This is a genomic window from Methylocystis iwaonis, from assembly GCF_027925385.1.
Classification (GTDB): Bacteria; Pseudomonadota; Alphaproteobacteria; order Rhizobiales; family Beijerinckiaceae; genus Methylocystis; species Methylocystis iwaonis.
Genome location: NZ_AP027142.1, coordinates 2,221,061 through 2,246,885 on the forward strand (window position 1 = coordinate 2,221,061; position 25,825 = coordinate 2,246,885).

General features: G+C 63.1%; 30 protein-coding genes and 1 pseudogene. 19 read left to right on the forward strand and 12 right to left on the reverse strand.

The window, feature by feature from the left end:
• The first annotated feature begins 9 nt into the window (after positions 1–9).
• From QMG84_RS10745 to QMG84_RS10755, 3 genes are all read left to right on the forward strand, one after another.
• Entirely contained in the window at positions 10–717 is a 708-nt protein-coding gene (locus tag QMG84_RS10745) for an invasion associated locus B family protein (protein WP_281927820.1), read from the forward strand.
• 339 nt (positions 718–1,056) lie between these two features.
• A complete protein-coding gene (gene ppk2, locus QMG84_RS10750; protein ID WP_281927821.1) occupies positions 1,057–1,980 on the forward strand; it encodes a polyphosphate kinase 2 in 924 nt (307 codons plus the stop codon).
• 140 nt (positions 1,981–2,120) lie between these two features.
• Positions 2,121–4,166, forward strand: coding sequence for a M3 family metallopeptidase (locus QMG84_RS10755; RefSeq protein WP_281927823.1), 2,046 nt, complete (start codon positions 2,121–2,123; stop codon positions 4,164–4,166).
• A gap of 427 nt (positions 4,167–4,593) precedes the next feature.
• Here QMG84_RS10755 and QMG84_RS10760 read toward each other — a convergent pair whose 3' ends face one another.
• Positions 4,594–5,208 carry a PilZ domain-containing protein gene (locus QMG84_RS10760; RefSeq protein ID WP_202071866.1) on the reverse strand — a complete coding sequence of 205 codons (615 nt, stop codon included), beginning with the start codon at positions 5,206–5,208 and terminating at the stop codon, positions 4,594–4,596.
• Between the two features lie 71 nt (positions 5,209–5,279).
• Positions 5,280–5,879 carry a PAS domain-containing protein gene (locus tag QMG84_RS10765; protein ID WP_281927826.1) on the reverse strand — a complete coding sequence of 200 codons (600 nt, stop codon included), beginning with the start codon at positions 5,877–5,879 and terminating at the stop codon, positions 5,280–5,282.
• Between the two features lie 384 nt (positions 5,880–6,263).
• Between QMG84_RS10765 and QMG84_RS10770 the strand changes: the two genes are divergently transcribed.
• Together QMG84_RS10770 and QMG84_RS10775 are read left to right on the forward strand one after the other, a co-directional pair.
• On the forward strand, positions 6,264–7,100 hold the full coding sequence (locus QMG84_RS10770; RefSeq protein ID WP_281927828.1) for a rhomboid family intramembrane serine protease: 837 nt from the start codon (positions 6,264–6,266) through the stop codon (positions 7,098–7,100).
• An 85-nt stretch (positions 7,101–7,185) separates the two neighbouring features.
• Positions 7,186–7,617, forward strand: a complete 432-nt coding sequence (locus QMG84_RS10775; protein WP_202071868.1) for a CBS domain-containing protein — start codon at positions 7,186–7,188, stop codon at positions 7,615–7,617.
• Between the two features lie 276 nt (positions 7,618–7,893).
• On the opposite strand, the gene QMG84_RS10780 is transcribed toward QMG84_RS10775, so the two are convergent.
• From QMG84_RS10780 to folE, 6 genes are all read right to left on the reverse strand, one after another.
• The gene (locus QMG84_RS10780) at positions 7,894–8,946 is read right to left on the reverse strand and encodes a patatin family protein (RefSeq protein WP_434085946.1); all 1,053 of its coding nucleotides are present in this window, start codon (positions 8,944–8,946) and stop codon (positions 7,894–7,896) included.
• A gap of 179 nt (positions 8,947–9,125) precedes the next feature.
• Positions 9,126–9,425 carry a DUF2190 family protein gene (locus QMG84_RS10785; RefSeq protein WP_281927830.1) on the reverse strand — a complete coding sequence of 100 codons (300 nt, stop codon included), beginning with the start codon at positions 9,423–9,425 and terminating at the stop codon, positions 9,126–9,128.
• A gap of 70 nt (positions 9,426–9,495) precedes the next feature.
• Positions 9,496–10,284 (reverse strand): manganese efflux pump, encoded by a 789-nt coding sequence (locus QMG84_RS10790; protein WP_281927832.1) that lies wholly within the window; start codon positions 10,282–10,284, stop codon positions 9,496–9,498.
• 52 nt (positions 10,285–10,336) lie between these two features.
• Complete coding sequence (locus QMG84_RS10795) at positions 10,337–10,843, reverse strand: hypothetical protein (protein WP_281927834.1); 507 nt, start codon at positions 10,841–10,843, stop codon at positions 10,337–10,339.
• A gap of 4 nt (positions 10,844–10,847) precedes the next feature.
• Positions 10,848–11,237, reverse strand: coding sequence for a phosphoribosyl-AMP cyclohydrolase (gene hisI / locus QMG84_RS10800; protein ID WP_281927835.1), 390 nt, complete (start codon positions 11,235–11,237; stop codon positions 10,848–10,850).
• Positions 11,237–11,938, reverse strand: a complete 702-nt coding sequence (gene folE / locus QMG84_RS10805; protein WP_281927837.1) for a GTP cyclohydrolase I FolE — start codon at positions 11,936–11,938, stop codon at positions 11,237–11,239. The genes hisI and folE overlap by 1 nt, the downstream gene beginning before the upstream one ends.
• Before the next feature lie 254 nt (positions 11,939–12,192).
• Between folE and QMG84_RS10810 the strand changes: the two genes are divergently transcribed.
• The 5 genes from QMG84_RS10810 (at position 12,193) to ruvA (ending at position 14,717) form a co-directional block, all read left to right on the forward strand.
• Positions 12,193–12,627, forward strand: coding sequence for an iron-sulfur cluster assembly scaffold protein (locus tag QMG84_RS10810; RefSeq protein ID WP_281927838.1), 435 nt, complete (start codon positions 12,193–12,195; stop codon positions 12,625–12,627).
• 258 nt (positions 12,628–12,885) lie between these two features.
• Complete coding sequence (locus QMG84_RS10815) at positions 12,886–13,125, forward strand: hypothetical protein (protein WP_281927840.1); 240 nt, start codon at positions 12,886–12,888, stop codon at positions 13,123–13,125.
• 62 nt (positions 13,126–13,187) lie between these two features.
• Positions 13,188–13,697 carry a crossover junction endodeoxyribonuclease RuvC gene (ruvC, locus tag QMG84_RS10820; RefSeq protein ID WP_281927842.1) on the forward strand — a complete coding sequence of 170 codons (510 nt, stop codon included), beginning with the start codon at positions 13,188–13,190 and terminating at the stop codon, positions 13,695–13,697.
• Positions 13,694–14,086 carry a hypothetical protein gene (locus QMG84_RS10825; protein ID WP_281927844.1) on the forward strand — a complete coding sequence of 131 codons (393 nt, stop codon included), beginning with the start codon at positions 13,694–13,696 and terminating at the stop codon, positions 14,084–14,086. Before ruvC ends, QMG84_RS10825 begins: the two co-directional genes overlap by 4 nt.
• Positions 14,087–14,096: 10 nt before the next feature.
• Positions 14,097–14,717: a Holliday junction branch migration protein RuvA gene (gene ruvA, locus QMG84_RS10830; RefSeq protein ID WP_281927845.1), complete on the forward strand. Its 621-nt coding sequence runs from the start codon at positions 14,097–14,099 to the stop codon at positions 14,715–14,717.
• A gap of 171 nt (positions 14,718–14,888) precedes the next feature.
• On the opposite strand, the gene QMG84_RS10835 is transcribed toward ruvA, so the two are convergent.
• Entirely contained in the window at positions 14,889–15,323 is a 435-nt protein-coding gene (locus QMG84_RS10835; RefSeq protein ID WP_281927847.1) for a hypothetical protein, read from the reverse strand.
• A 153-nt stretch (positions 15,324–15,476) separates the two neighbouring features.
• Between QMG84_RS10835 and QMG84_RS10840 the strand changes: the two genes are divergently transcribed.
• Positions 15,477–16,609, forward strand: a protein-coding gene (locus QMG84_RS10840) for an IS3 family transposase (protein ID WP_281927849.1) whose coding sequence is annotated in 2 segments (ribosomal slippage) — positions 15,477–15,732 and positions 15,732–16,609 — 1,134 coding nt in all. Because the reading frame shifts where the segments join, the coding sequence is not laid out codon by codon here.
• 193 nt (positions 16,610–16,802) lie between these two features.
• On the opposite strand, the gene QMG84_RS10845 is transcribed toward QMG84_RS10840, so the two are convergent.
• Entirely contained in the window at positions 16,803–17,387 is a 585-nt protein-coding gene (locus QMG84_RS10845) for a Uma2 family endonuclease (RefSeq protein ID WP_281927850.1), read from the reverse strand.
• Positions 17,388–17,447: 60 nt separating this feature from the next.
• Between QMG84_RS10845 and ruvB the strand changes: the two genes are divergently transcribed.
• Positions 17,448–18,497: a Holliday junction branch migration DNA helicase RuvB gene (ruvB, locus tag QMG84_RS10850; protein ID WP_281927851.1), complete on the forward strand. Its 1,050-nt coding sequence runs from the start codon at positions 17,448–17,450 to the stop codon at positions 18,495–18,497.
• A 286-nt stretch (positions 18,498–18,783) separates the two neighbouring features.
• Here ruvB and QMG84_RS10855 read toward each other — a convergent pair.
• Positions 18,784–19,349 (reverse strand): annotated as a pseudogene (locus tag QMG84_RS10855) (glyoxalase superfamily protein).
• Between the two features lie 745 nt (positions 19,350–20,094).
• Between QMG84_RS10855 and QMG84_RS10860 the strand changes: the two are divergent.
• The 5 genes from QMG84_RS10860 (at position 20,095) to ybgC (ending at position 23,169) form a co-directional block, all read left to right on the forward strand.
• Positions 20,095–20,400, forward strand: a complete 306-nt coding sequence (locus tag QMG84_RS10860) for a hypothetical protein (RefSeq protein ID WP_281927853.1) — start codon at positions 20,095–20,097, stop codon at positions 20,398–20,400.
• Positions 20,401–20,666: 266 nt separating this feature from the next.
• Positions 20,667–22,175 carry a PepSY domain-containing protein gene (locus QMG84_RS10865; RefSeq protein ID WP_281927855.1) on the forward strand — a complete coding sequence of 503 codons (1,509 nt, stop codon included), beginning with the start codon at positions 20,667–20,669 and terminating at the stop codon, positions 22,173–22,175.
• Between the two features lie 75 nt (positions 22,176–22,250).
• Positions 22,251–22,472, forward strand: coding sequence for a hypothetical protein (locus tag QMG84_RS10870; protein ID WP_281927856.1), 222 nt, complete (start codon positions 22,251–22,253; stop codon positions 22,470–22,472).
• Complete coding sequence (locus QMG84_RS10875; RefSeq protein ID WP_281927857.1) at positions 22,469–22,759, forward strand: type II toxin-antitoxin system RelE/ParE family toxin; 291 nt, start codon at positions 22,469–22,471, stop codon at positions 22,757–22,759. Before QMG84_RS10870 ends, QMG84_RS10875 begins: the two co-directional genes overlap by 4 nt.
• Entirely contained in the window at positions 22,756–23,169 is a 414-nt protein-coding gene (gene ybgC, locus QMG84_RS10880; protein ID WP_281927859.1) for a tol-pal system-associated acyl-CoA thioesterase, read from the forward strand. Before QMG84_RS10875 ends, ybgC begins: the two co-directional genes overlap by 4 nt.
• Positions 23,170–23,390: 221 nt before the next feature.
• Here the strand turns inward: ybgC and QMG84_RS10885 are convergent, their stop codons facing one another.
• The gene (locus QMG84_RS10885) at positions 23,391–24,368 is read right to left on the reverse strand and encodes a PstS family phosphate ABC transporter substrate-binding protein (RefSeq protein ID WP_281927861.1); all 978 of its coding nucleotides are present in this window, start codon (positions 24,366–24,368) and stop codon (positions 23,391–23,393) included.
• Between the two features lie 256 nt (positions 24,369–24,624).
• On the opposite strand from QMG84_RS10885, the gene tolQ reads away from it, so the two are divergent.
• Both tolQ and QMG84_RS10895 read left to right on the forward strand, forming a co-directional pair.
• Positions 24,625–25,365, forward strand: a complete 741-nt coding sequence (gene tolQ, locus QMG84_RS10890) for a protein TolQ (RefSeq protein WP_202071886.1) — start codon at positions 24,625–24,627, stop codon at positions 25,363–25,365.
• A gap of 3 nt (positions 25,366–25,368) precedes the next feature.
• Positions 25,369–25,818: an ExbD/TolR family protein gene (locus tag QMG84_RS10895; RefSeq protein ID WP_281927864.1), complete on the forward strand. Its 450-nt coding sequence runs from the start codon at positions 25,369–25,371 to the stop codon at positions 25,816–25,818.
• The last annotated feature ends 7 nt before the right edge of the window (positions 25,819–25,825 follow it).

The following is a 25,825-nucleotide window of genomic DNA, read 5'->3' on the forward strand; positions in this document are numbered from 1 at the left end:
CTTTACGCGATGCTGAACGAATCGTCGCTCCCGTCTCCCTTCGCCAGGCGCGCGCTCCGGCTCGGCCTGTCGCTCGCCCTTGCGCTCTCGGCGGCCTATATGACCGCCCCCGCCCCGGCTCTCGCCAAGGAGAAGCCGGCGGCCGCGAAAGACGCGTCCAAAAAGGACGCCAAGGAGAAGCCCGCGGACGAGGCGGCGACTCCCGAGGAATCCACCGACAAGAAGGGCAAGAAGAAGGGCAAGACCGATAAGGCCGACAAAAACGCCGGCGCCGGCAAGCCCGAGCAGCTCGCGACCTTCGGCGATTGGGGCGCCTATCTGGCGCAGGGCGGCAAGGACAAAACCTGCTATGCGCTCGGCCAGCCCAAGCTCCGCGAGCCCAAGACGAAGCTGAAGGACACCTCGGCCTATATTTTCATCTCGTCGCGGCCCGGCGAAGGCGTGCGCAACGAGGTGGCGATCAACCTCGGCTACGCCACCAAAGACGGCTCCGCCGCGAACGCCGCGATCGACGGCGACGACTGGGAGCTGATCACCAAGGGCACCAACGCCTGGGTGAAGGATCAGGCCAAGGAGAAGGAATTCGTCGGCGCGCTGCGCGGCGGCGCCAAGCTCGTGGTGAAGGCCTCTTCGGCGAAGGGCACCTCTACCGTCGACACCTATACGCTCAAGGGCCTCTCCGACGCGCTGGCGCGCGTGGCCCAGGAGTGCAAGTAAGCGACTCGGACCGCGGGCCTTCAGGCCCGCACAGTTTGTTGCCCCCCCGATGCGACCTCGTCCTTCGAGACGCGAGCTTCGCTCGCTCCTCAGGATGAGTTCTGAGTATTTGGTGGAGAGGCCCTTCAGGCCCGCATGTCGAGCGCGCCTGAAGGCGCGCGGTCCAGCTTCCGCGCCCCCCTATTTTCGTCATTTCGGGAATGCCCTTTTCGACCCACTGTCGTCGCACGGCTGCAAACTTGGCAGTTTAGACTCCGAAGAAATCAGTCTTGGCTGCGACGCTTCCCTGGCCGGCAGAAAACCTGGCCCGCGTTCCGGCTTCCCGGAGACCTGACCTTCATGAAGAATGAGACGCTCGACCTCCTCGCCCACGAAGAACGCATCCGCGCCGAATTGCTGGACAGTTTCGACGAGGAGCTTGAGGAGGAAATCGACGACCAGCGACTTGCGAAGCTTCTCGACAACGCCGCCGAGCAACCGGAAATTTCGGGCCTCGATCGGACCCTCTATTTCAAGGAGCTGTTCCGCCTCCAGCGTGAGTTGGTGAAGCTGCAGGACTGGATCGCGACGAACAAGAAAAAGGCGGTCGTGATCTTCGAGGGGCGCGATGCGGCAGGGAAAGGCGGCGTCATCAAGCGCGTCACGCAGCGGCTCAACCCCCGCGTCTGCCGCGTCGTGGCTCTGCCGGCGCCGAGCGAGCGCGAGAAGTCCCAATGGTATTTCCAGCGTTACGCGCCGCATCTGCCGGCCGGCGGCGAGCTCGTTCTATTCGACCGCTCCTGGTACAATCGCGCCGGCGTCGAACGCGTCATGGGATTTTGCACGGAGGACGAGGTCGAGGAGTTTTTCCGCAGCGTCGCAGATTTCGAGCGCATGCTCGTGCGTTCGGGGATAACGCTGATCAAATATTGGTTCTCGATCTCCGACAGTGAACAGCATTTTCGCTTTCAGATGCGCATCCACGATCCGCTGAAACAATGGAAGCTCAGCCCGATGGATCTCCAGTCCCGCGTGCGCTGGGAGGCCTATACGAAGGCCAAGGAGTCCATGCTGGAGCGCACGCATATCGCCGAGGCGCCCTGGTGGGTCGTCGAGGCCGACGACAAGAAGCGCGCGCGGCTGAACTGCATCGCGCATCTCCTCAGCCAATTTCCCTATGAGGAAGTCCAGCGCCCGCTCGCGGAGCTTCCCCCACGCGTCCACAACCCCGATTATATTCGCGAGCCGATCGCCGAGAGCATGTACGTGCCACGTAAATATTGAACGCGCGCCACAAGGGACTTCATCGTCCCGGCGACGGCGTGGCGGCGTGAGGGGGATGGTCAGGATTTTTGTCCAGTCGCGCACGCAAAGACGTTATGCTGCCGGGCAGCGACGGAGCGCCGCTCCGCATGAGGAAGCTGATGTCGAACCCACTCCTGACTCCCTGGGCGACCCCTTACCGCCTGCCGCCCTTCGATCAAATTGACAGCGCGCATTTCCGGCCGGCGTTCGAGACGGCGCTGGCGCGCCATCGCGCCGAAATAGACGAGATCGCGAACAACCCGTCGGAGCCCGATTTCGCGAATACGATCGAGGCCCTCGAACGGGCCGGCGCGCTGCTGACCGACGTCGGCTCGGTTTTCTGGAACCTCGCTTCGACCGACACGGACCCGAAGCTGCAGGAGATCGAGCGTGACATGGCGAGCGCTCTGTCGAGGCACAGTAGCGAGATTTCCATGAACGCCGCGCTCTTCCGGCGCGTCGAGGCGCTTCATGAAAATCGGGACTCGCTCGACCTCACGCCGGAGCAGCGCCGCGTTTTGGAGCTGACCTATAAGAACTTCGTGCGCGCCGGCGCCAGGCTGAACGACGAAGACAAGGCGCGGCTCAAGTCGATCATGGAGCGGCTCGCGGAGCTCTCCACGCGCTTCTCGCAAAATGTGCTCGCGGATGAATCCTCCTGGCTGCTGCTCCTGGACGAAAGCGATCTCGACGGCCTCTCGGCGGATTTCCGCGCGGCGGCGGCGCAGATCGCCGCGGATCGCGGCGCGCCCGGCAAATATGCCGTGACACTGGCGCGCTCCAGCGCCGAGACCTTCCTGCAAACGTCCACACGCCGCGATCTGCGCGAGACAGTCTTTCGCGCCTGGGCAAGCCGGGGCGAGAATGGCGGCGAGACCGACAACCGGCAGCTCATCAAAGAGATCGTTGAATTGCGCGCCCAGCGCGCCAAGCTCATGGGCTTCGAGAGCTTCGCGGATTTCAAGCTCGACGACACAATGGCGAAGACGCCGCGCGCCGTGCGCGAACTTCTGGATAATCTCTGGACGCCCGCGCTTGGGCGCGCCGCCGAGGAGCGCGCGCAGCTCCAGGCGCTCGCGGATCAGGAGGGCGCGACTTTCGCCGTCGGGGGTCACGACTGGCGCTACTACGCCGAGCGCGTGAAGAAGGAGCGCTACGATCTCGATCAGGCGGCCCTGCGTCCCTATTTCCAGCTCGAGAAAATGACGGCGGCGGCCTTTCATGTCGCCGAGCGGCTCTTCGGCCTTCGCTTCGTCGAGCAGAAGGATTTGAGGCTCTATCATCCCGACGTGCGCGCCTTCGAGGTGCTGGACCGGGACGGCAAGCATGTCGCGCTCTTCCTCGCCGACTATTTCGCGCGGCCCTCGAAGCGCAGCGGCGCCTGGATGTCGGATTTCCGCTCGCAGCATAAGCTCGATGGCGAGGTCAGGCCGATCATCGTCAATGTGATGAATTTCACCAAAGGCGCGGATGGGGCGGCGACGCTGCTCAGTCTCGACGACGCCCGCACGCTCTTCCATGAATTCGGCCACGCGCTGCATGGCATGTTGTCGGACGTCACTTTTCCGCTCATCTCCGGAACCAGTGTCGCGCGCGATTTCGTCGAGCTGCCGTCGCAGCTCTACGAGCATTGGCTGATGGAGCCGGAGATTTTGAAGCAATTCGCCCTGCATGCCGAGACGGGCGCTCCCATCCCCGACGATCTGCTTCAGCGCATCGCCGACGCGCGCCACTTCAACCAAGGATTCGCCGCGGTGGAGTTTTGCGCCTCGGCCTATGTCGATCTCCATATTCACGAAAGCGGCGCGTCGCCCGACTTCGACGCGAGCGCATTCGAGCGGCAGAGTCTCGACAGCATCTCGATGCCGGAAGAGATCGTCATGCGCCATCGCCTCCCCCATTTCAGCCACGTGTTTTCGGGGGATGGCTATTCGGCGGGCTATTACAGCTATCTCTGGGCCGAGGTGCTCGACGCCGACGCTTTCGCCGCTTTCAAAGAGACGGGCGATCTCTTCGCTCCCGACGTCGCGGATCGGCTCCGGACGTTCATTTATGCGGCCGGCGGGCGCCAGGACGCCGCGGACGCCTATGTTGGGTTCCGCGGCAGAATGCCGACCGTCGAGGCGCTGTTGCGGCAGCGCGGCTTCGCGCCCGCAAACGCTTGATCCCATTTCCGTTTGAACAGCTCGCTTTGGAGCGTGTCATTCCCGGCGGGCTGAAAGCCCGACCGGGAATCCAGAGCCGCAAAAGCGCTGGTTTTGCTCTGGATTCCCGATCGCTCGCTTGCGAGCGTCGGGAATGACATCGGACCAATCAAGCTGATCTCGTGGGAAACCGCAGAGCGCGCTATCTATGGTGGGCGACAACAACAATGGCGCCCGCCATGCAGCCCAAGCCTCCCTCCCGACAGCGCACCCCTGAAGATGATCCGGCGCCCGGCGCCCCTGGGACCGGCGAAGACGTCTGCCCCGAATGCCACGGCAGCGGAAAAAAGACCGACCCAGAGACCGGCGCGCAGTTGGACGAGATCTGTGCGCGCTGTGACGGAACGGGCCGGATCGTCGAGGGAATCGGCGGCGGTTAGCGTTAAGCCTAAAGGCGCGTCGCTTCGTCGATGTCGCCGGGATTGAAAGGCTTGTCGAACTCGGCGCCGATGCCCCCCTCGAAATGCCGCACGATTTTCGCAGGCGTCGAGCCGATAATGACGCTCGTGCCGAGCGGCGGGCGCGACTCGGTTTCGATGCCGACGCCCGAGAGCGAGATATCCTTGATCTTGGCGATGATTTCCTGACCGTCCGGCAGGCGCAGCAGCGTGCGCGGCATCAGCGGCACAATGCGGTCGTGGCGGCGGTCTTCCAGAAGACTGATCGCATGACGATTAGCGAACCAAGTCAATTGGTCCGCGAGCTTGTCCCGCTTCATCGGCGGCAGGTTCATCGTCAGGACGAAACCGGAGTTGGTTTGCCGCGTCCCGACGCCGGCAAAACGGCCGATCTCATCGAGATAGACCACGACCTTCTCACCGATCTCCGCCTTGACGGGCGCGAACAAGGTCATGTCGCCGGGCGACATCTCGACGGTCTGGCACGGATATTCGCGCCGGGATTCGAGCATGTAGCGGCCGAACAAAGTGACGGGAACCCGCTGAAAGCGCCGGTTCTCCCGCAAATCATAAAGATAATTGAGTTCGGGTTGAATTGCGGCCATGTCTGCGCGTGCTTCCGCATTAAGTCACCACAGACTTACTGCCGCGTCAATTAAGGATTGCTTACGATCGATTAAAATCGAATATCAACATCGCGGTTCACGCCATCGTAAACCACGAGGCGCGGGCGCGCGTTTTCCATCGGCTCGGATCTGCGAAATGGGACGCCCGAGCGGACAGACGGCGCGCCGATCACGCGCATGGAGATCAATTCGAGCGGGCCCGCCGAAAGGTAACCGAGCCAGTCGGGCTGATAGACCGGGGAAAGCGCGCCGAGCACGCGCGCATGCGTTTTCCCGAAGTATCGCAGCGGCAGCAGGAGCAGCTCGAGCTCAAGGCGCGCGTCGTTCTCCGCCCGCGTCTTCACGCCCGCCACCACGGGCGCCACGCCGTCGATCACCGTGGTAAGCGCCGCAGATATGCTTTGGCGGTCGTCGGCGCTCCATAGATCGAGAAAGGAGCCGCCCTTCTGTTCTCGAAGCCAGAGGGCGTTGACCCGCGTGCCCGAGAGACGCAACGGAAAGGCGCGGTCCGCATCGACTTCTATGATGAAGGTGTCAGCCAGAATATGGCGGATCTTGCCCGGGTCGATGTCCGACCGGTCGGGCGCCGAACGCGCGCCTTTGAGTTCGCGCCAATAGGCGAATAAATCCTTGCTGACCTGATGTCTCATGCCGCGCCGCCCCGAATCCGGATTTCTGTGTCGTTTTGAAACGGGCGCCGTCGTCTTCGCCCGTCCACGCCACCCAAGAGCAGCCCCTGTGCCACCGACCAGCGCCGTTAACCTTTTCTCAATCCTTTCCTTGTCGCCCTGCGAAGGCTGTGGCACCTTATCCCCATGCCGAGGACTGATCGGGAGATGCTCCGCTCCCGAGGCAATCCGGGCGTAAGACACTGAAATTTGATTTGTTTTTGGAAATACCCCAAGCGAAAAGACGGCACGAGGGGGGATGCATGCTCCGGCGTCCCCCCTCTCGCCAAACCGGGCCGCTCTCGCCCGCCTTCCCTTCCCTCTGCACGCCTCAAATAGGGCTCTTCGCGCGTCTTATGATAGGACGTGGATCTCTTGATTCCGATCAAGTCGAGCAGATGCGAGGATGATTTGGCGATCCCCAGCAACCGGATGATCAATCTGCCAGGCGTGATTACCGCGCTTCTGGGGACGATGGCGGCGATCGAATTTGTCGCGGCCGTCGCGCCGAGAGACGTCGTCTATTCTCTCTACGAGGCCTTCGCCTTCATCCCTCTGCGGTTGAGCTTCCTTCTGGCGCCCAAATCCGTGCTCGCTGCGCTGGGTCAGGGCGAAGCGCTCGATCCCGTTGTTCGGGAACAGATCGTGGCGGCGTTGAGCGGGGGGCCGACGGTTTATATCACCCCGCTCTCCTACGCTTTTCTCCACGGCGGCTGGACTCACCTTCTCATCAACGCCCTGACGCTCGCGGCCTTCGGCGCGCCGGTGGCCCGGCGGTTCGGGGCGGCGCTCTTTCTGTCGTTCTTCGCCGCCTGCGCGGTGGCCGGCGCGGCGACGCATTTCGCGCTGCATTCTATGGACGCTGCGCCTGTCGTCGGCGCCTCAGCCGCGATTTCTGGAACCATGGCGGCAGTCGTGCGTTTCGCTTTCGCCCCCGGCGCGCGGCTGGGAGAGGATGGCGACGGGAGAGAAGCGCGAACCGCATCATTGAGGCGGCTGGCGAGTAACAGACAGGCGATGGTTTTTCTCATCGTCTGGTTCGCAGCCAACGCCCTGCTTGGCGCCTTCCCACAGGCGGCGGGGTCCTCCGAACCCATCGCGTGGGAAGCGCACATGGGGGGCTTCCTGTTCGGGCTGTTGACCTTCGGAGCCTTCGATCATTGGGCGCGGCGCTTCGGAGCGAGGCCTCGAAGAGGCGGGTAGGATTTCCCTCCACGCCTCATCTGCGCCCTCTCAGGCCGCCGCCGCTAGCGCGCGCGGGAAGGGTTGCGCCGAGGAGGAGAAGCCTATGACCGTCGCCACGATACTTTCTGAAAAAGGCCGCCACGTCGTCACCTCCCCTCCCAGTCTGACGATGCGGGAGGTCGCGCAGGAGCTGATGCGCCACGGCATCGGCGCGCTGGTCATCGTCGACGGCGCCGGCGCGGTGATCGGTCTCATTTCGGAACGCGATCTCGTCTCGGCGATCGCAACCTTCGGCGCCGAGGCGCTGGAGGCGCCCGTCGAGCGCCATATGCAGTCCAATCCGGTGACGGCGCTCGAGAATGACACGGTCGACTCCACCATGCAGACCATGACGCTGGAGCGCCGGCGTCACCTGCCGGTGCTGCGTGAAGGCCTCCTGAGCGGCCTCGTCTCGATCGGCGACGTGGTGAAATACCGTATCCGGGTGATCGAGGAGGAGCACCGCTCCATGCGCGAATATATCGCGCAGGCGTGACCGCGGTTTAGTGTCTTCGTTGAAGCAACTGGATTCCCGGCGGGCTGAAAGCCACTCGATTGGTTCGGCGCCATTGCCGCACACGGGCAATCACCGCCGTCATTGTGAGGAGGCGGAGCCGACGAAGCAATCCAGGGCCGCATCGCCGCCCTGGATTGCTTCGCTTCGCGCGCAATGACAAGCTCTGGGCAAAACCAGCGAATTTGTCGCGGCTTTCAGCCCGCCGGGAATGACACGCGCCCGATGCGAGCTGTTCAGACGGAAGCGCGCGACGCCTCAGGCGGTCGCGCCGGGGATCGGGATATGCGCGAAAATATTGGGCAGCGCGCGCTTGGCGGCGGAGCGGCCGACATTGATGAGCTGATCCGCCTTGTGGAAATCGAACATGCCGATGTCTTCCATCCGCGCCGTGATGGTCGCGTCCGGCGGGTCGCCCGCGAGGCGAGAGCGTAGAATGCGGTCCTGGATGATATTGAAGGCGTCGATCATCGCCGTCGCGACATTGGGCGCATCGCCGCGCTGGCGATCGAAATAACGCGGCAAAATGCGGTCGACAAAGGAGAAGTCGGACTTCTCGCCGAAGGGCCCCTCCTCCGCCGCCTTTTTCGCCGACGCGGAATCGTGGATGACGCGGGCGCGATACATCGTGTCGGCCGTCACATTGACCGCAATCACGAATTCCGCGCCGAGCGCGCGGCACACCGTCACCGGCACCGGATTGACCAAAGCGCCGTCGAAAAGCCAGCGATCCCCGACGCGCACCGGCTCAAATATGCCCGGAAGCGCGTAGGAAGCGCGAATCGCATGAGCGAGCGCCCCCTGCTGGAGCCAGACCTCATGGCCCGTGCCGACCTCGGTCGCCACGGCGGCGAAGGGAATGGGGAGCTCCTCGATGGTGAAACTATCGAGCTCCTGCTCCAGCGCCGCCTTGAGCCTTTCGCCGGTGATCAAGCTGGCGCCAGAGAAAGAGAGATCCATCAGCGTGAAGACGCGCCGCCGCGTCAGCGACCGTGCGAAAGTCTCGATCGCGTCGAGCCTGCCGGCCGCGTAGCAGCCGCCGACAACGGCGCCGATCGAGGTGCCGGCGATGATGTCCGGGTGAATGCCCTGCTCCGCGAGCTCCCGCAGCACGCCGATATGCGACCAGCCCCGCGCCGCGCCGGCGCCCAAAGCGAGGCCGATCAGCGGCTGACCCCGCCGCCGGGCGCGCGATTGCTCGAGGTCGTCGATGACGGCGGGCGTCGTCGCCCCGGTATTGGAGTCTCCTGCGCTCATCGCGTCCTGCGCTTCGCTGGTGACGGTATCCGTGCGTCGTAGCAACGATAGCATCGTAGTTTCCCGCTCAGTCGTCTCGCGATCAAGACTTTGATTTTCTATATGGGAGCGAGGCTGCGCCTGGAAAATGGCCAGAAGGTTAACCTTCAGCCGCGCCACCAGGCATATTTGCTGCGGGCGGGCGGAAGCCGCCTTTCACGAGGCGGCGCGTCGCCTAAAATGTCGTCTGGCCCCTAAGCAATAAACCCGTCGAGACGCACGCGCACGATCTCGGCCTCGGGAGGCGCGGCGCCGATTGCGACCCCGACGCGCGGGCCGCCTTGCGCCAAGGGCGTCGCCTTCCTGGCGATCGCATCCCAATAGACGGCGGCCCCCAGAGCGATGGCTCCGCCGTCCTTCGGAAAGTCGAAGCACCCCTCGACGAGGATTTCGACTTCCTGCCCCGGCTCCGCCGCATCCGTCGCGACGCCGCAAAGCTTGCCGATGATGACAAGCTCGCCGCGTTTCACGCCGCCCTCGGGCGCCGGGACCATGATCATCTCCGACTCTGATGGAAAGATCTCTTCCAACTCGCTTCCTTTCCCGGCCAGACGCACTCACGCTTCAAAACAACTGTTTCACCCCGATCAGAATCAAGGCGAGGCCGCCGATCGTCGCGGCTTTGTCGGATATGCGCTTTTGAATAAAGTAATCGGCGACGTAGTTTCCAGCGAAAAGAGCCGTAAAGCTGACCGCCGCAGACAAAACGCCCACCAGCAGCGGGTCGACGCCCAGCACGCCTGCGGTCAGGCCGCCGCCGATATTGTTGATCGACAAAGCGAAGCCCAGCACTGTGCCTTCGAAGAAGTCGATGTGCTTGGAATCGTCGATGTCCGCGTGATGCGGCTTCACCAAAATTGCGGCGTGCTTCGTCGCGGTCTTTTCCTCGTGAATTCGCTCGTGCCAGCTTTGCAGGCGCGCATGAAGAATCATCCACAAGCCAAGCGCGCTCAACATCCCCATTGCGATGATCGATGCGACTTTGTCTCCAACCAGCGTAATGATCGAGCGGCCGAAATAGGCCGCCGCCGCCGAGATGATGAGCGTGATAACCGAAATCCAGGCGTTGACGGCGCCGCTGACCTTCGTCCCTTGAACGCTATAGGCGAGTCTTGCGCCAAGATTGTCCACATTGTTGGCGAGCGCGATCACCACCGCCGAGAGCACATGATGCATCGTCCACTGATCATGCGCGGCGTTGGACATCAGCAAGGCGAGGAGCACGAGCGTCGCATCGCTGATAGATGCGCCGAAGGCGACCGTGATGGTGACGAAAATTGCGGATGCAAAGCTCCCGACGCTGGCCTCTTCGCCACGTTCCCCATCGGAGCCGGGATATTTCGCGCTGGTCAATTGACCCAAGCGAATGCAACGGCGGGGATCGACGTCGACGGCTCGAGGACCGTCATTTCCCGAGCTTTCTCGACGTGAGCTTGAGGCTGTGCTTGCCGGTCTCGACGTCATATTCCAGCACAGCCCGCCGGGAGGGGCAGCAATGCGGATCGTCGGGAAGCCACCGGTTGCCGGACAGGACGACCTTGTTCCCGTCGACACGCATGATCTCCCCGAGGAAGCTCATGTCGCCAATTTCCGTGTCCCTAACGAGATTGCTTTTGCCGCGGCGCGTGACAACGAGATATTGGCCGTGTCTGTTTCCGCCCCCGCACATGGCGCTGTCGATCAATGTGATGTCGGTAGAGTCGCCGACAGGCGCAAGCTCCACCCGGGTGATGTATTCAGAAGCGTCGTCGACCGATTGGGGACAGGCGGACTGACGCGCGACCAGCCCGCCGCCCTCGTCCGTTTTCAAGGCGCGATCGACGGCCTCGCGCGCGCTTCGCAACTCATCGCCTTGCGCGACGCCGGATAAAAGCGGCAGCGCCATCGCAAAGATGAAAAGCCGCTTTCCCACCGCCTCACTCCGTGAAAATCAGCCGGCGCGCGCCGCCCTCGCTCGACAGACTGCGATAGAAGCACGATTTGCGGCCCGTGTGGCAGGCCTTGCCGTCGCCGCCCGCCTCGACCATCAACTGAATGGCGTCCTGATCGCAGTCAACGGACAGCGAGACCACGCGCTGCACCTGCCCCGACGTGTCGCCCTTGCGCCAAAGCGCATTGCGCGAGCGCGACCAGTAATGCGCGACACCTGTCTCGATCGTCTTATCGAGCGCGAGCTGGTTCATATAAGCGACCATGAGGATCTCGCGCGTCGCCGCCTCGACCGTCACGCAGACGATGAGGCCGTTCGCGTCGAAGCGGGGGGCGAATGCGCTCCCCTCCTCCAGCGCTGCTTTATCGTCGGTCATCAGCGCGCGCCGCGCAGCAGCGTGTAGAAATGCGCCTGCTGCGCGGGATCGTCCTGGAAGACCCCGGAGAACTGAACAGTGACGGTGGAGGAGCCCTGCTTCAGCACGCCGCGCATCGACATGCACATATGTTCGGCCTCAACCAGCACGGCGACGCCGCGCGGATCGAGATGCGTCTCGATGGCCTCGGCAATCTGCGCGGTCATGGCCTCCTGCGTCTGCAGGCGCTTGGCGAAGACGTCGACGAGACGAGCAAGCTTGGAAAGTCCCACGACGCCGCCCGTCGGATAATAAGCGATATGCGCCTTGCCGATGAAGGGCACTACATGATGCTCGCAATGCGAGGTGAAGGGAATGTCGCGCACCAGCACGAGGTCGTTATAGCCCTCCACTTCCTCGAAGACGCGGGAGAGCACCTCATCCGGGCTCTCGGCGTAGCCCCGGAAGAACTCCTCATAGGCCTTGACGACGCGGCGCGGCGTTTCGCGCAGACCTTCACGGTCGGGATTGTCGCCAGCCCAGCGCAACAGGGTCCGCACGGCGGCCTCGGCCTCCTCGCGGCTGGGGCGTTCGAGCGCGATCTGCTCGGATTGCGGCGCGGCGGCGCGGTTCTTGGTCGAGGAGGTGGAATCGGTCACTTTACTGTTGCGGTCTTCTTCAAAGCTGGGGCGAACTAGAAAGGTCTTAACCACGTCGTCCATGTGGAGCCTCCTCGACAATCGCGTCGCAAAACCCGCAACGCTCTCCCCCTGCGCTCAAGACGCAAGGGAAATTAACCTCAAATCGTCGCCCCTCACCCGAGAAACCGCGAGAATTCGAGACTTCGCCTGAGCCATGCAAAAATTGCGGCGCCTCGGCGTTACGCCGGGACTTATGCTTTCGCATGAGCCCTCGGGGTTCTATATAGAGGGCAGCGGGAGCGAAGGTAAGCCCCGCCCGTGAAGCCCGCGCCCATATGCTCGACAAGGTCTACAACGCCCGCATTCTGGAACTCGCCGGAAACATCCCGCGGCTCGGCCGCCTTGCGAGTCCGGACGCCACCGCCAGAGGCTATTCCAAGCTCTGCGGCTCGACGATCACCGTCGATCTCACGCTGCGAGACGGCAAGGTGACCGATTATGCGCATGAGCTGAAAGCCTGCGCGCTCGGCCAGGCCTCCGCCTCGATCATGGCCCGCAATGTCATCGGCGCGACGCCGGAAGAATTGCGCGAGGCCCGCGAGGCCCTGCGGAAAATGCTGAAAGAAAATGGCCCGCCCCCGACCGGCAAATGGGCCGATCTCGCTCTGCTGGAGCCCGTGCGGGACTATAAGGCGCGGCATGGCTCGACCATGCTCGCTTTCGACGCCGTCGCCGATGCTGTGGCGCAGGCGGAAGAGAAGACGGAATAAAACGCCGCCGACGCCTCCGCCCTAGCGGGGTTAGGCGACCTCCGCCGCTTTGATCCATCTGGCGAAGGGCGCAGAGGCCGGGCCCGGAGCGGCGGCTGAGGGAGCGCGGCTCGCGGGGGCGGCGGCGCCTGAAGCGCGGGTCGCTGGAGCCGCGGCGGCCGAAGCGCGGACCACGGGAGCTGCAGAAACACGGGTCGCGGGAGCCGCGGCAGGGGCCCTCAGACGAATCGGCGGGGCCTTCTCTTCCGGATAGGCGTCGTGGACGACCGCGAACAAATGCTCGAAAGCTTTCAGCGCCTTCGGCCCGATCTCTTTCCTCTGCAAGCCTCTTTGAATGACGATCTGCTCATAGATGCTGAGCATCCGCTCGGTTCTTTCCAGCTCCAAACATTCGGGAGCCGCGGCGAACTCGATTTTGAGGCGGGAACGCAACTGTTTGATAAAGGGCAAGGCTTGCATCGCGAATCTCCGACGAACATTCACTTTTTAGAAACCTAAGCTCTCCCCAGGCTTGCGAGACCACGCTCGTCACAACGGGAGCGTTTCGGTTACCCTCGCATATGCTTTCGCCTCCGATTCGCATTCTCGGCATCGACCCCGGCCTCAGAAACACCGGCTGGGGCGTGATCGAGTCGCAAGGTTCGCGGCTCTCCTTCGTCGCTTGCGGGCGCGTGAAATCGGACGCTGCGCTCGACATGGGTCATCGGCTTCGCCAGCTCCACGAGGGCCTGATGGGAGTCATCGCCGACTATGAGCCTGATGAAGCGGCGGTGGAGGAAACCTTCGTCAACCGCGACCCGCAGTCGACGCTCAAGCTGGGACAGGCGCGCGGGGTGGCGCTAATGGCGCCGGCGCTCGCCGGGCTCGTCATCGGCGAATATGCCGCCAATCTCGTGAAAAAGACCGTCGTCGGCGCCGGCCACGCCGAAAAGGCGCAAGTCCAGATGATGGTGCGCGTGCTGCTGCCGGCGAGCCAGGCCTCCTCCGCAGACGCCGCCGATGCGCTGGCGGTCGCGATATGCCACGCCCAGCACCGGGGCGCCCGCGCGCTAAGGAAAGCGATCGGATGAAAAATACGCTCCTCTACGCGGCGCTCGCCGCCGTATTCTCGGGTAAGGTCTTGCCCTGCCCAGCCCTGGCCGCCTCGGCCGGAAAGGACTCGCCGGTCGGTCGCTATGCGCTCGACGGCGCGGCCTGCAAGGCCAAGGACTATTTCGTCACCCTCACGGACGACGCCGTCACTCTGCCGACCCTCGGCTGCAAGGGCGTCTCCTATGACCAGACGGAGAACAAGGGCGGCCGCGCGGTCTATGCGGTGACGGCCCGCTCTTGTCTGGGCGAGGAGCCGGGCCAGCCGCGCAAGGAGAGCTTCACCCTCGTCCTCGACGCCGCCGGCCTGCAAATCCTCTGGGCCGACGGCGCCAAAAGCGCGGTCTTCATGCGCTGCGGCAAACTGTGATCGGCCCGTCATGATCGGCAAGCTCAAGGGCCTCATCGATAGCTATGGCGAAGATTACGTTATCCTCGATGTGAATGGCGTCGGCTATGTCGTGCATTGCTCGGGCCGCACGCTGCAGAAGCTGCCGCGTCCCGGCGAGGCGGCGGCGCTCTCGATCGAGACGCAAGTGCGCGAGGATGCGATCAGGCTCTTCGGCTTCGAGGCCGAGGCCGAACGCGAATGGTTCAAGCTGTTGCAGACGGTTCAGGGCGTCGGCTCGAAAGTGGCGCTCGGGATTCTTTCAATCCTATCGGTGTCCGAGCTCGGCTCCGCCATAGCGACGCAGGACAAGGCCATGGTGGCGCGCGCCTCTGGCGTCGGGCCGAAGCTTGCCGCCCGTATCGTCGCGGAGCTGAAGGATAAGGCGCCGGCCTTCGCCTCTATCGACCCTGTAGTGGCGAAGCTCGCCGGCGCCGATGAAGACGCGAGCTCCCCCTCCGCCGTGCGCGACGCCATTTCGGCGCTGGTCAATCTCGGCTACGCCCGCCCCCAGGCCGCCGCCGCCGTCGCCGCGAGCGTAAAGGCGCTTGGCGAAGGCGCGGAGACGGGGGCGCTGATCCGTCAGGGGCTCAAGGAGCTGGCGAAGGCGTGAGCGGACGCGCCCTCATCCGACCCTCGCTAACGCGAGGGCCACCTTCTCCCGCTTGCGGGAGAAGGGGTCGCGTTGAAAGGTAAGTGATCCACGATCTTGCAGCTTTTCTCCTTCTCCCGTTTACGGGAGAAGGTGGCCCCTGCGTCAGCAGGGGTCGGATGAGGGCCCGCCCTACTCCACGTGCACATTCACCCGCTTCGTCCGCACCTCGCCATCCGAAAAACGCAGCGTGAAAACGAACGTATCATCGCCCGCAAAGCCACGCGCCGGACGGTAGCGGATCATGGTCCCTGAGATCGGGCGGTCGTTGCAATAGGCGTAGCGGTGTTCGTCCCCATAGGCGATTTCACCCCGCTTCTTGACCACAGCGGCCCTGCCATATCTGGGCGCCTCGATGATCCAGGCGGCGGAATCCGCCGTCTTCCGGCATCTCGCCGACGTCGTGACGAAAGGCCCAAGCAAGGCGCCGCCGTTGCGCTCGATATTGGCGTCGACCGTCTCGGATGCGTCGGCGCTCAAAAGCTCGCCCGTCCCGGCCAGGGCCGGTCCCACGGCCGCCAAGCTGACGCCGATCGCCAAAAACAGGCGCGAGATATTGCAACGCATATTTGCCCCCTAACCAAGTTCTCAACGAACCATCGAGAGGCACGGTAGCGGGACTGAGTCACCTAGAGCCGGCCTCACGAATTCGGACAGTAGCTTGAGTGGATTTTCTGCCTGACAGCGGCGAGGATTCTCGCTGCGAATCAGGAGCATTCGATGACGAAGCGAAGCCGCCGGACGCATTCTCCGGCCTTCAAGGCGAAAGTGGCTTTGGCCGCGATCAAGGGCGAGAAGACGCTGGCCGAGCTGGCGCAGCAGTTTGACGTCCACCCGAACCAGATCACGACGTGGCGAAGCCAGTTGCTGGAAGGCGCGGCCGGCGTTTTCGGGCAGGATAAGACGGAGCCGAAAGAGGCCGCCGTCGACCTGAAGGGTCTTCACGCGAAGATCGGCGAACTCACGTTGGAGAACGATTTTTTGTCCGGCGCGCTCACAAAAGCGGGATTGCTGAGCGCAAAAAGATGATCGACCGCGATCACGATCTTTCGATCGCCCGGCAGGCGAAGGCGCTGGGCGTCGCCCGCAGCTCCGTCTACTACAGGCCGCGGCCGGTTTCGGCCGAGGACCTCGAGCTGATGCGCCGTCTCGACGCGCTGCATCTCGAACACCCCTTCGCGGGCGCGCGGATGCTGCGCGATCTTCTGCGGCGCGAGGGCGTCGCCGTGGGCCGCCGGCATGTCGCGACATTGATGAAGCGGATGGGGATCGAGGCGCTCTATCGGCGGCCGAACACGAGCAAGCCTGCGCCGGGACACAAGGTGTACCCGTATCTGCTGCGCGGGGTGAAGATCGAACGGCCGAACCAGGTCTGGGCGACGGACATCAGCTACATCCCGATGCGGCGCGGCTTCGTCTATCTCGCAGCGGTCGTCGACGTCTTCACGCGGCGCGTCCTGTCGCATCGCGTGTCGATCACTATGGAGGCGGAGTTCTGCGTCGAAGCCTTGAAGGAGGCCCTGGCGAAATACGGCAAGCCAGAGATTTTCAACACGGACCAAGGCAGCCAGTTCACCAGTCTCGACTTCACCGGCGTGCTGCTCGATGCGAAAATATCGATCAGCATGGACGGCAAGGGCGCGTGGCGGGACAATGTCTTCGTCGAGCGGCTGTGGCGCAGCGTGAAATACGAGGAGGTCTATCTCAAGGCCTATGACAGCATGTCCGAGGCGCGCGCCTCGATCGGCCGCTATCTGGCCTTCTACAACGAGGGGCGCCCGCATACGGCGCTTGACGGGCGCACGCCCGACGAGGCCTACTTCGGCATCAAGGAAACGGCGATGGCCGCATGACCATCGCCGTCGATTTTGTCGCAGCTCTGGTCGGGCCTAGGCCCTCCCGCCGCCGCGACAAAATCGAAACGCCCCGCGTTCGGCAAACCCCGGCAGAGATCCACTCAAAATCCGCGGGGAGCTGTCCAGACAAGCGAGGCCAGCTCTCCTAACACGTTTGCCAGCGCACAATGCGAGCGGGGATGTAATGCGCTCAGGCGGCGAGAACGTCGCGGTAAACCTCCTCGAGCGTTATGTCGAAGCTGATCGCCGGCAGCCGCAAAATCTCCGAGGCGGCGGCGAGCCTGGGGCGCTCGAAGAAGCCGCCCTCGACCCTGTCGAAAACGTCGACCGCGAAATAGTCCCGCTCGACCAGCACATAATGCTGAAGCGAGGGCAGCCGCCGGTAGAAGCCCCATTTCTCCCAGCGGTCGCGCTGGGCCGAGCCTTTGGAGACGACCTCGACAAGCACGACCGGATCGTCGACCGAGGTCGCGTCCGGCGGCAAGGGCCCGCATCGGACCATGACGTCGGGGAAGCAGGCGAGATCGAGCAGCCGTTCCTTGAGCCAGAAGGTCTCCTGGAAGGGCCGGCAATCCGAGCCGCGGCGGCGAAAGTCGTTCAACATCGCCGTGGCGATGTTCTGGCAGATGCGGTTGTGCTGCCAGCGCGCGCCCACCATCATGCGCACGACCCGGCCGCCGATCAGCTCCCACTTTTCATCGGCGGGCTTGTCGGCCAAAAGTTCCTCGAAATCGTCGAGGGACATATACTCATAGAGCGAGGTCGGGCGATTCACGGCGCGGCTCCGTTTGGCGAAGAATAGCATAGCGCGCGCGCCGGCGCATTGGAGCGATCCTTGACCACCCCTCCCCGGCGCTTAGTCTCCCCCGAACAGCGCGACGACGACACCGATTCCAGCTTGCGGCCGCTGACGCTCGCCGATTTCACCGGCCAGGAGGCGGCGCGCGCCAATCTCAAAATCTTCATCGAGGCCGCCAAGACGCGCGGCGACGCGCTCGACCATGTGCTGCTCGTCGGCCCGCCCGGACTCGGGAAAACGACGCTCGCGCAGATTGTGGCGCGCGAGATGGGGGTCAATTTCCGCTCGACCTCCGGCCCCGTCATCGCCAAGGCCGGCGATCTCGCGGCGCAGCTCACCAATCTCGAGCCGCGCGACGTGCTCTTCATCGACGAAATCCACCGACTCAATCCGGCGGTGGAGGAAATCCTCTATCCCGCCATGGAGGATTTCCAGCTCGACCTCATCATCGGCGAGGGGCCGGCGGCGCGCTCGGTGAAGATCGACCTCGCCAAATTCACGCTCGTGGGCGCCACGACCCGCGCCGGCCTGTTGACCACGCCGCTGCGCGACCGTTTCGGCATTCCGGTGCGGCTGAATTTCTATACAGCGGCGGAATTGGAGCTGATCATCAAGCGCGGCGCGCGGGTCATCGGCGTCGGCATGAGCGACGAGGGCGCAAGAGAGATCGCTCGCCGCTCGCGCGGCACGCCGCGCATCGCCGGGCGCCTGCTGCGCCGCGTGCGCGACTTCGCGGTTGTCGAAGACGCCGCCACGATCACGCGCGAACTTGCCGACCGTTCGCTTTCCCTCCTCGAGGTCGACTCGATCGGTCTCGACATCATGGACCGTCGTTACCTCGACATGGTCGCGCTGAATTTCGGCGGTGGCCCAGTGGGCATCGAGACGATCGCCGCCGCTCTGTCGGAGCCGCGCGACGCGATCGAGGACATTATCGAACCCTATCTGCTGCAGCAGGGATTCCTGCAACGCACGCCGCGCGGAAGGCTGCTCACGCCGCACGCCTTCCGTCATTTGGGGTTGGCGGAGCCGGCACGGCCGGCTGGGCAGTTCGGGTTGTTCGGGTTGTTCGGGGAAGAGGACTAGGGAGTGTGGACCAGCCTGATCCGTTCGCGGATCGTTGCGAGTTGCACGAAGCCGAGAAAGCTTGAAGCCAGCTTGTCATATCGGGTTGCGATGCAGCGGGAGTGCTTGAGACGGTTGAAGAAGCGCTCGATGCGATTGCGCAACGCGTATTTGGCCTTGTCGACCGGCTTCTGGATCTTCCGGTTCGACTTGGTTGGAATGACCGGTCGGCCCCGCGCCGTTCGAGGTCTTTGCGGATGGCGTCACTGTCGTAAGCGGATCGCCAATGCAGCGGGAGGGGCCCAATTCACCCGAGACCGATGCTTTGTCGGTGCTTGAGCTCCGTGAACCGAATGCGGTTATTGAAGGGATCGATGACCTGTAGTTCTATCCGGTCGCCCTCATCCTGAAGTCCAGGCTTCATGTAGCGATAGTCCTGGGTCTGAAGTTCTTTGTGAAGGTTGCGGATGCCCGTCATGTAGACGCACATGTTGCCACCGGGGGTGGCATCTCCCGCATGTTCCGATAGGTGCAGCCTGAGCCCTGATCGCGAGATTTGCATGTAGAGCGGGAAGTTGTCGCCGTAGCAGTGTTCCCAATCGACGGTGAAACCGAGAAATCCGAGATAGAACTCGTTCGCCTTCTCGACATCTAAGATGCGGACGATGGGTACCGCCTATTCGAGGGAAATCCCGTCGTCGGATCGCGCGGCCTCGTCATCATCGATTTCGCCGACAGGACATTCCAGTTCGACAGCCCGAACTGGCGGGCGATGATTTCCAGCGCCTCGCTGTGAGTGATCGTCGCCCCACGCTCGGCAAGTGCTTCCCGCATGGCTTTTGCCATGGCCTTTGCATCGCGATAGTCGCGCATGTCCGTTTCCTTCGTCACGGCGAAGTCTTCGTCAGCGCCCGCATTACCAACGCCTTCGCCCGACGGTTGAACGGTCAGGAAGGATTGAACGGGAGGCATTCGCCATGCCCCCTTAGGGGCGCGGGCTGCTGGCCGCCTCCAGCCATAAAGCCAGCTTAGCGATGGGGTCCGCCGTTGTCAGCAAAGAAGTTACACAACGGATTTGGATTAGGTCTGTCCACACGACCTAGACGGCAGAAACTGACAATCGTGTTTCAAAAAGCCAGCCATCTTTCTGGTCGCCAATCACTATTTCACACTCCAGTCTCTTGCCGCCGCCAAACAAGCCGCAGCAATATACAAAGTCATCTTGTACCGTTTCCGGTGAATAGCTCGCGGCGGGGCGTGTCATTCCCCGCGGGCTGAAAGCCCGACCGGGAAACCAGAGCCGCTAGGGCGCTGGTTTTGCACTGGATTCCCGATCGCTCGCTTTGCGAGCGTCGGGAATGACACCGAACCAATCGCGTTAAACATGAATAACTGCCGCCTTATCAAATGATTTTTACTTACAAAATAAATTCATAATACATTGCGTATTTGACATTATATCGCTAATTACCAAGACAGTTTCGATTATAATTACTTCACAATACTGTTCGCTATGCGACAAATCAGCCCTTGACGTCACCGAAACCCCGGCTAATTTCGCCGCGCTGCTCGGCAGACGAGCAAATTTGTCGACGATTAAAAATTAGGCAGGACGGAAATGATCCAGGAATTCCAGTACAAGGGCGAAACCTTCCGCGTGAATGCGCATGGCGTCGCAGGGCATGAGGAAGTCTTCATCATACATCTCGTCGACGACGAGGAGATGGGCGAAATCTCCATCGACCGCATGACCGAGGAAAATGACACCTCCGCGCCGATCGAGGCGATCTGCGTGATGCTCTGCGACAAGCTCATCATCGAGCAGGAAATCGAGTGCGCCGATCCCGACGCCGGCTTCGCCTGGGTCGAGGGCAATCGCATCCGCAAGGTCCTGCCCAGCAACACGGGTGCGGCGGCGCATTGATTTTTACCCCGCGACGCGGCGCCGGAGAAGTTCGACGCCGCGCCAAGCATTCTTTGAGACAAAATGGATTTTCCCCGGAGGGGCGGCATCTCTGGCGTGGCGTTGACGGATTTCCTATTCATAAGGTAGATTATTAACCAGCCGATGGCGCGGCCTTGCTCCCGCCCTCGTCAAATCTTCAGAAAGCGTAAGGCCACCGCGATTGGCGGGGACGCCGTCGTCCGCGCTGGAGAGGGTTTATCTACCGAAAAGACAGGAATATTCCGATGCGGCTGCTCTTTTTCGTTCATCGCTGGGTGGGCGTCGCGCTCGCCCTCTTCATGCTGCTGTGGTTCTCCTCAGGCCTGATCATCGCCAATTCCGGCTCGATCGCCCTCTCCCGAAGCGCGCAACTGGCGCACGCCCAAAAGCTCGATCCCGCCGCGGCTTGGCTCCCGCTCGGCGAGGCGCTGCAACGAAGCGGATGGAAGGGCGCCGTCACTGAAGCGCGGCTGCTGCGTCTCGGCGAGGAGCCGGCCTGGCTCGTCGAGAGCGAGGACGGGAAGCGCGTTCCCCTATCTGCGCAGGATGGGAGCCGGATCGAGGTCACGACCCCGATCGCGCAGCGGATCGCCTATGACTGGCTCGCCTCAGAAGGCACCGCACAGGGCGTCGCCTATCTCGATACGGTCGACATGGTGATCGGTCTGCGCAACGCCGAAGCGCTGAAACCCTTTCATCGCTTTTCGACCGACGACGGCGTGATTGTCGTCGTGTCGGCAAAAAGCGGCGAGGTGCTACAGGCGGCGACCCGCGCGCAGCGCATCCTCTATTACGTCGGCGGCTGGGTTCATCTCTTCCGGCCGCTCGATCTCCTCGGCGCCGGAGAATGGCGCCGAAGCGCGCTGACCTATGCGGGCCTCTTCGCCTTCGTTGGGGCGCTGACCGGCGTCGTCATCGGCTGGCTGAAATGGAAACCCGGCTTCTTCGGCCGGCCCACCTATGCGCGCGGCCGCACCCAGCCCTATCGCGAGAGCTGGTTCAAATATCACTTCTGGGCGGGGCTCATCGGCGGCGTTTTCGCGCTGTTATGGGCCGGCAGCGGATTTCTCTCGACCAATCCGGGCGACATCTTCTCTTCGCCGACGCCGAGCCGAGACGAGCTTGCGCGCTATCGCGGCGGCGACCTGCCGCGCGTCGCGAAGGAGTGGGCTCCGTCGAAGGAAGCAGTCGAGGCGGACATCGTGGAATTGCGCTGGTCGCGTCTCGGCGATGGCGCCGCGCTGATCGGCTTCGACCGCGACGGCGCCCGCCGCGCGCTGCCGATCCCGGGCGCGCAGACGAGCTTCGACGAGACGGCGCTCGTCTCCGCCGCGCAGCGCCTCGCCGGCGCGACGAAGGTCGCCGCGGTGGAGCGCATCGAGGAGTATGACAGCTATTATTTCGCTGGCCATGGCGCGGGCGCTTTCGACCGGCCACTGCCGGCGCTGCGCGTCGATCTCGCCGACGCGCTGCATGGCGCGCTTTACCTCGACCCGCAGGACGGCCGCCTGCTGCTGAAGATCGACGACAAGCGCCGCGCCTGGCGCTGGCTTTATTCCGCGGCGCATCACTGGGATTTCGGCTGGTTCGCCCATCATCCGCTGGCGCGTCGGGTGTGGATCGTGACCTGGGTTCTGTTCGGCCTGACGCTGGCGACGAGCGCGGTCGTCCTCGCCTGGCGGCGCCTGCGGCGCAGCCTCCCCCAGCGCGCCGCCGAGGAGCCGTCGCGAGAGGCGACCGTTCCCGCGGAATAAAATTCCGACAGGCCGCGCCAGCGTTGGCGCGGCCGCCTCCCTGCGCTTTTTGGTGAAGCGTGCTATATTGCCCGTATGACCCAGCTCGCCCAACGCGCCGCCGACGCCCTCGCCCGCATGCCCGAAGACATGCAGGAACGCGCCGTCGCTTTTCTCGAAGAGCAGGCGGAAAAGCTCGCCATTATGCGCGCCCTCGTCCAGGAGGCGCTGGACGATGTCGACGCGGGGCGAGTGTCCGAATGGAATCTCGATGAATTTTTGAAAGAGATGCATGAACAGCGGCGCGCCGCCGAATGAAGATCAGGAGGTCGGCCGCCGCCCGGGACGATCTCGAGCGCATTTACCGCTATTTTGCCGGCCTCAACCCATACGCGGCCAAGCGAATTATCATCGAGATAGATCAGAAATTCAGCATGCTTGCAGACAACCCGCGGTTGGGACGAGAGCGGCCAGAGTTCAGGATTGGCGCGCGGAGCTTCGTTTCCCGTAATTATGTCATCCTCTATCGTATCAGCGAAGCCGAGCTCATGATCTTGCGTGTGCTCGACGGCCGCATGGATATTGAGACGCAGCTCGATAAATGATGCCCCATACCCTCCCCGTCCGCGTCTATTGGGAAGACACCGACGCCTCCGGCCTCGTCTATCACGCCTCCTATATCCGCTTCATGGAGCGCGGGCGCACGGAGCTTTTGCGGTCGATCGGCATTGATCAACGCCCCCTGCTCGAAGGCGGCGCGGACGCCCCGACATTCTTCGTGGTGCGGGCGATGCAGCTCGAATTCCTGCGGCCGGCGGTGATGGACGACGCTCTGTCGGTCGAAACGCGCGTGCTCGAACTCGGCGGCGCCTCGCTGTCGCTGGAACAGCGCGTGCTTCGCGGCGTGGAAACGCTGGCGACGGCGATCGTCAAAGTCGTCTGCGTCGAGAGCGGCCGCGCCAAACGCTTGCCGCCGGACGTAAGAGCGACATTCGAAAGCGTGCTCGCCCGCTGAGCTGTCGCATTTCCGTTTGAGCGACTCGAATTTGGCTTGAATCAGTCCCGGCGAGCTGACCGGGGAATCCAGAGCCCACAAAAGCGCTGGCTTTACTCAGAGCCCGTCATTGCGAGCGAAGCGAAGCAATCCAGGGCTGCGATGCGGCCCTGGATTGCCTCGTCGGCTCCGCCTCCGCGCAATGACCGGCGGGGACAGCGAACCAATCAAGCGGATCAGTATCACTCCGCCGAAACGAGAAGGCCCAAACGCGTCAGCTCGTGTTCGCGAATATTGCGCGTTATCGGATAATAGCCCCCGCGCTTGGCCTGCGTCTGGCCGTCCTTCGAGAGAATATATTTGACGAATTCGCCAGAGAGCGTGTCCATCGGCGCCTTTGGGTCTTTCATCAAATAAACATAGAGCCCGCGCGCGAGCGGATATTTGCGCGTATAGGCGCTCTCGAAGGAGGTGTCGTAGCACTTCTTGCCCTGGCTTTGCGCCACGGGAACGGCGCGCACGCCGCTGGTCTTGTAGCCAATGCCCGAGTAGCCGATCGCCGCGGCGTCCGCCGACACGGCGCTCACGACCGCCTCGGAACCCGGCTCCATATGCACGGTGGTCTTGAAATCGGCGCCGCCGAGCGCTTGCTGCTTGAAGAGTTTATGCGTGCCGGAAAGAGAATTGCGGCTGTACATTGTGATGGGTTTGCGCGCCCATTCGCCCGTCAATCCCAGCTCTCCCCAGGTGTGAATGCTCTTCCCGTCGCCATTTTTGGGATCGGCGGAAAAAATGCGCTCGACCTCCTCCATGGCGAAGCAAGTAATCGGATTATCCTTGTGCACATAGATCGCCAGAGCGTCGACGGCGACCAAAACGGCGGTGGGCTTGTATCCGAATTTCGCCTCGAAGGCGTCGATCTCGTCGACTGTCATTTGGCGGGACATGGGGCCAAGCTGCGCCTCGCCCGACAGCAGCGCCGGCGGCGCAGTGTTCGAGCCTTTGCCGTCGATTTCGATTTGCACGCCCGGGTAAATGGTTTTGAACCCGTCGGCCCAGAGCTCCATCTCATGGAGCATCGTGTCGGAGCCGACCGACTTCAGCTTTCCCGAAAGCGACGGCAGACGCTTATAGGGCGAGAGCTCCAGATCGAGCGAAAAAGCGGCGCTGGCGGAAAGTGCGCAAGCGGCGACGATGGCGGAAAGGAAAGGGAGTTTCATGGCGATGCTTCGAAAGGTTAGAATTGGTCTGAAGAAACATTTCAGCAATGATGTGACACGCGCGTGACGAGGCGCGCGGAATCCACGAGCCGCCGAACCCATTTTTCAAGGTTCTTTAACCCTTACCGCTTGTTAATTCTTCCGCGGTAAGTATCGTTGTGCGCCGCACCCGCGGCCCAGAAAAGGGCGGAATCGCGGGGAATAAGGGGCGCTGCTGATACTGCAAGCGCGCGCCATTCCGCTTCAAGGACAAATCATGAATCCAACCGACATCGCCGCGACAGCCGCAGGCGCCGCCCCCGCCGCCGACATCACCATTTGGAGCATGTTCTGGGGCGCGCATATCGTCGTGAAATTCGTGATGGTGGGCCTGCTCCTCGCCTCGGTCTGGTGCTGGGCGATCATCATCGACAAGACGCTGCTCTTTGCGCGCCTTCGCCGGGCGATGGATCGTTTCGAGGAGAGCTTCTGGTCCGGCAATTCGCTCGAGGAGCTCTACGGCAAGCTCTCCGAGCGCCCGACCACCGGCATGGCGACGCTCTTCGTCGCAGCGATGAAGGAATGGAAGCGCTCCTTCCAGACGGGCGCCAGCGCTAGCTTCATGGGCCTGCAGGCGCGCATCGAGAAAGTGCTCGATGTCTCCATCGCCCGCGAGGTCGAGAAGCTCGAATCCAATCTGCTGGTGCTGGCGACGGTCGCGTCTGCCGGGCCCTTCGTCGGCCTCTTCGGCACGGTCTGGGGCATCATGACCTCCTTCCGCTCGATCGCCGCCTCCAAGAACACCTCCCTCGCCGTCGTGGCGCCGGGCATTGCGGAAGCGTTGCTCGCCACCGCCATCGGCCTTTTCGCCGCCATTCCGGCGCTCATCGCCTACAATAAGATGCAGGGCGACGTCGCCAAGGCGCAGGCGCGCATGGAGAGCTTCGCCGATGAATTCTCGGCCATTCTCTCCCGCCAGATCGATCAGCACGCGGCCAACCGCGACCGGGCGGCCTGACCCATGGGCGCGTCGGTTTCCGCTCCCGGACGCAAAGGCGGCAGGCGCCGCCGCGGCGTGCCGCGCTACGGCGCCATGGCCGAAATCAACATGACGCCGTTCATCGACGTCATGCTGGTGCTGCTCATTATCTTCATGGTTGCCGCGCCCTTGCTCGCGACCGGCGTCGCCGTCGATCTGCCGCAGACCAAGGCCGGCCAGCTCAATATCGACCAGAAGCCGGTGTCGATCGCCATAGACGACAAGGGCCAGATCTTCCTGATGGATCAGCCGGTCGAAGTGGCGCAGCTTCTCGACAAGCTCAAAGAAGCTGCCAAGCAGGGCTTCGACGAGCGCATCTATGTGCGCGGCTCCAAGGCCGTGAATTACGGCCGCGTGGCCGAGGTCATGTCGCTCGTCACCACGGCGGGCTACAAGAAAGTCGCTCTGGTGACGGAGCAGGAGAAGAAGTGAGGCTCGA

Excerpts from the sequence above, each read along its gene's own strand:
- QMG84_RS10755 (WP_281927823.1), top strand. The coding sequence starts at position 2,121 with ATGTCGAACCCACTCCTGACTCCCTGGGCGACCCCTTACCGCCTGCCG.
- QMG84_RS10760 (WP_202071866.1), bottom strand. The coding sequence starts at position 5,208 with ATGGCCGCAATTCAACCCGAACTCAATTATCTTTATGATTTGCGGGAG.
- QMG84_RS10745 (WP_281927820.1), top strand. The coding sequence starts at position 10 with ATGCTGAACGAATCGTCGCTCCCGTCTCCCTTCGCCAGGCGCGCGCTC.
- ruvC (WP_281927842.1), top strand. The coding sequence starts at position 13,188 with ATGCTTTCGCCTCCGATTCGCATTCTCGGCATCGACCCCGGCCTCAGA.
- QMG84_RS10865 (WP_281927855.1), top strand. The coding sequence starts at position 20,667 with ATGCGGCTGCTCTTTTTCGTTCATCGCTGGGTGGGCGTCGCGCTCGCC.
- ruvA (WP_281927845.1), top strand. The coding sequence starts at position 14,097 with ATGATCGGCAAGCTCAAGGGCCTCATCGATAGCTATGGCGAAGATTAC.
- QMG84_RS10835 (WP_281927847.1), bottom strand. The coding sequence starts at position 15,323 with ATGCGTTGCAATATCTCGCGCCTGTTTTTGGCGATCGGCGTCAGCTTG.
- QMG84_RS10875 (WP_281927857.1), top strand. The coding sequence starts at position 22,469 with ATGAAGATCAGGAGGTCGGCCGCCGCCCGGGACGATCTCGAGCGCATT.
- ybgC (WP_281927859.1), top strand. The coding sequence starts at position 22,756 with ATGATGCCCCATACCCTCCCCGTCCGCGTCTATTGGGAAGACACCGAC.
- ppk2 (WP_281927821.1), top strand. The coding sequence starts at position 1,057 with ATGAAGAATGAGACGCTCGACCTCCTCGCCCACGAAGAACGCATCCGC.
- QMG84_RS10785 (WP_281927830.1), bottom strand. The coding sequence starts at position 9,425 with ATGGTCCCGGCGCCCGAGGGCGGCGTGAAACGCGGCGAGCTTGTCATC.
- QMG84_RS10895 (WP_281927864.1), top strand. The coding sequence starts at position 25,369 with ATGGGCGCGTCGGTTTCCGCTCCCGGACGCAAAGGCGGCAGGCGCCGC.
- folE (WP_281927837.1), bottom strand. The coding sequence starts at position 11,938 with ATGGACGACGTGGTTAAGACCTTTCTAGTTCGCCCCAGCTTTGAAGAA.
- tolQ (WP_202071886.1), top strand. The coding sequence starts at position 24,625 with ATGAATCCAACCGACATCGCCGCGACAGCCGCAGGCGCCGCCCCCGCC.
- QMG84_RS10775 (WP_202071868.1), top strand. The coding sequence starts at position 7,186 with ATGACCGTCGCCACGATACTTTCTGAAAAAGGCCGCCACGTCGTCACC.
- QMG84_RS10780 (WP_434085946.1), bottom strand. The coding sequence starts at position 8,946 with ATGCTATCGTTGCTACGACGCACGGATACCGTCACCAGCGAAGCGCAG.
- QMG84_RS10810 (WP_281927838.1), top strand. The coding sequence starts at position 12,193 with ATGCTCGACAAGGTCTACAACGCCCGCATTCTGGAACTCGCCGGAAAC.
- QMG84_RS10860 (WP_281927853.1), top strand. The coding sequence starts at position 20,095 with ATGATCCAGGAATTCCAGTACAAGGGCGAAACCTTCCGCGTGAATGCG.
- QMG84_RS10825 (WP_281927844.1), top strand. The coding sequence starts at position 13,694 with ATGAAAAATACGCTCCTCTACGCGGCGCTCGCCGCCGTATTCTCGGGT.
- QMG84_RS10765 (WP_281927826.1), bottom strand. The coding sequence starts at position 5,879 with ATGAGACATCAGGTCAGCAAGGATTTATTCGCCTATTGGCGCGAACTC.
- hisI (WP_281927835.1), bottom strand. The coding sequence starts at position 11,237 with ATGACCGACGATAAAGCAGCGCTGGAGGAGGGGAGCGCATTCGCCCCC.
- QMG84_RS10885 (WP_281927861.1), bottom strand. The coding sequence starts at position 24,368 with ATGAAACTCCCTTTCCTTTCCGCCATCGTCGCCGCTTGCGCACTTTCC.
- QMG84_RS10870 (WP_281927856.1), top strand. The coding sequence starts at position 22,251 with ATGACCCAGCTCGCCCAACGCGCCGCCGACGCCCTCGCCCGCATGCCC.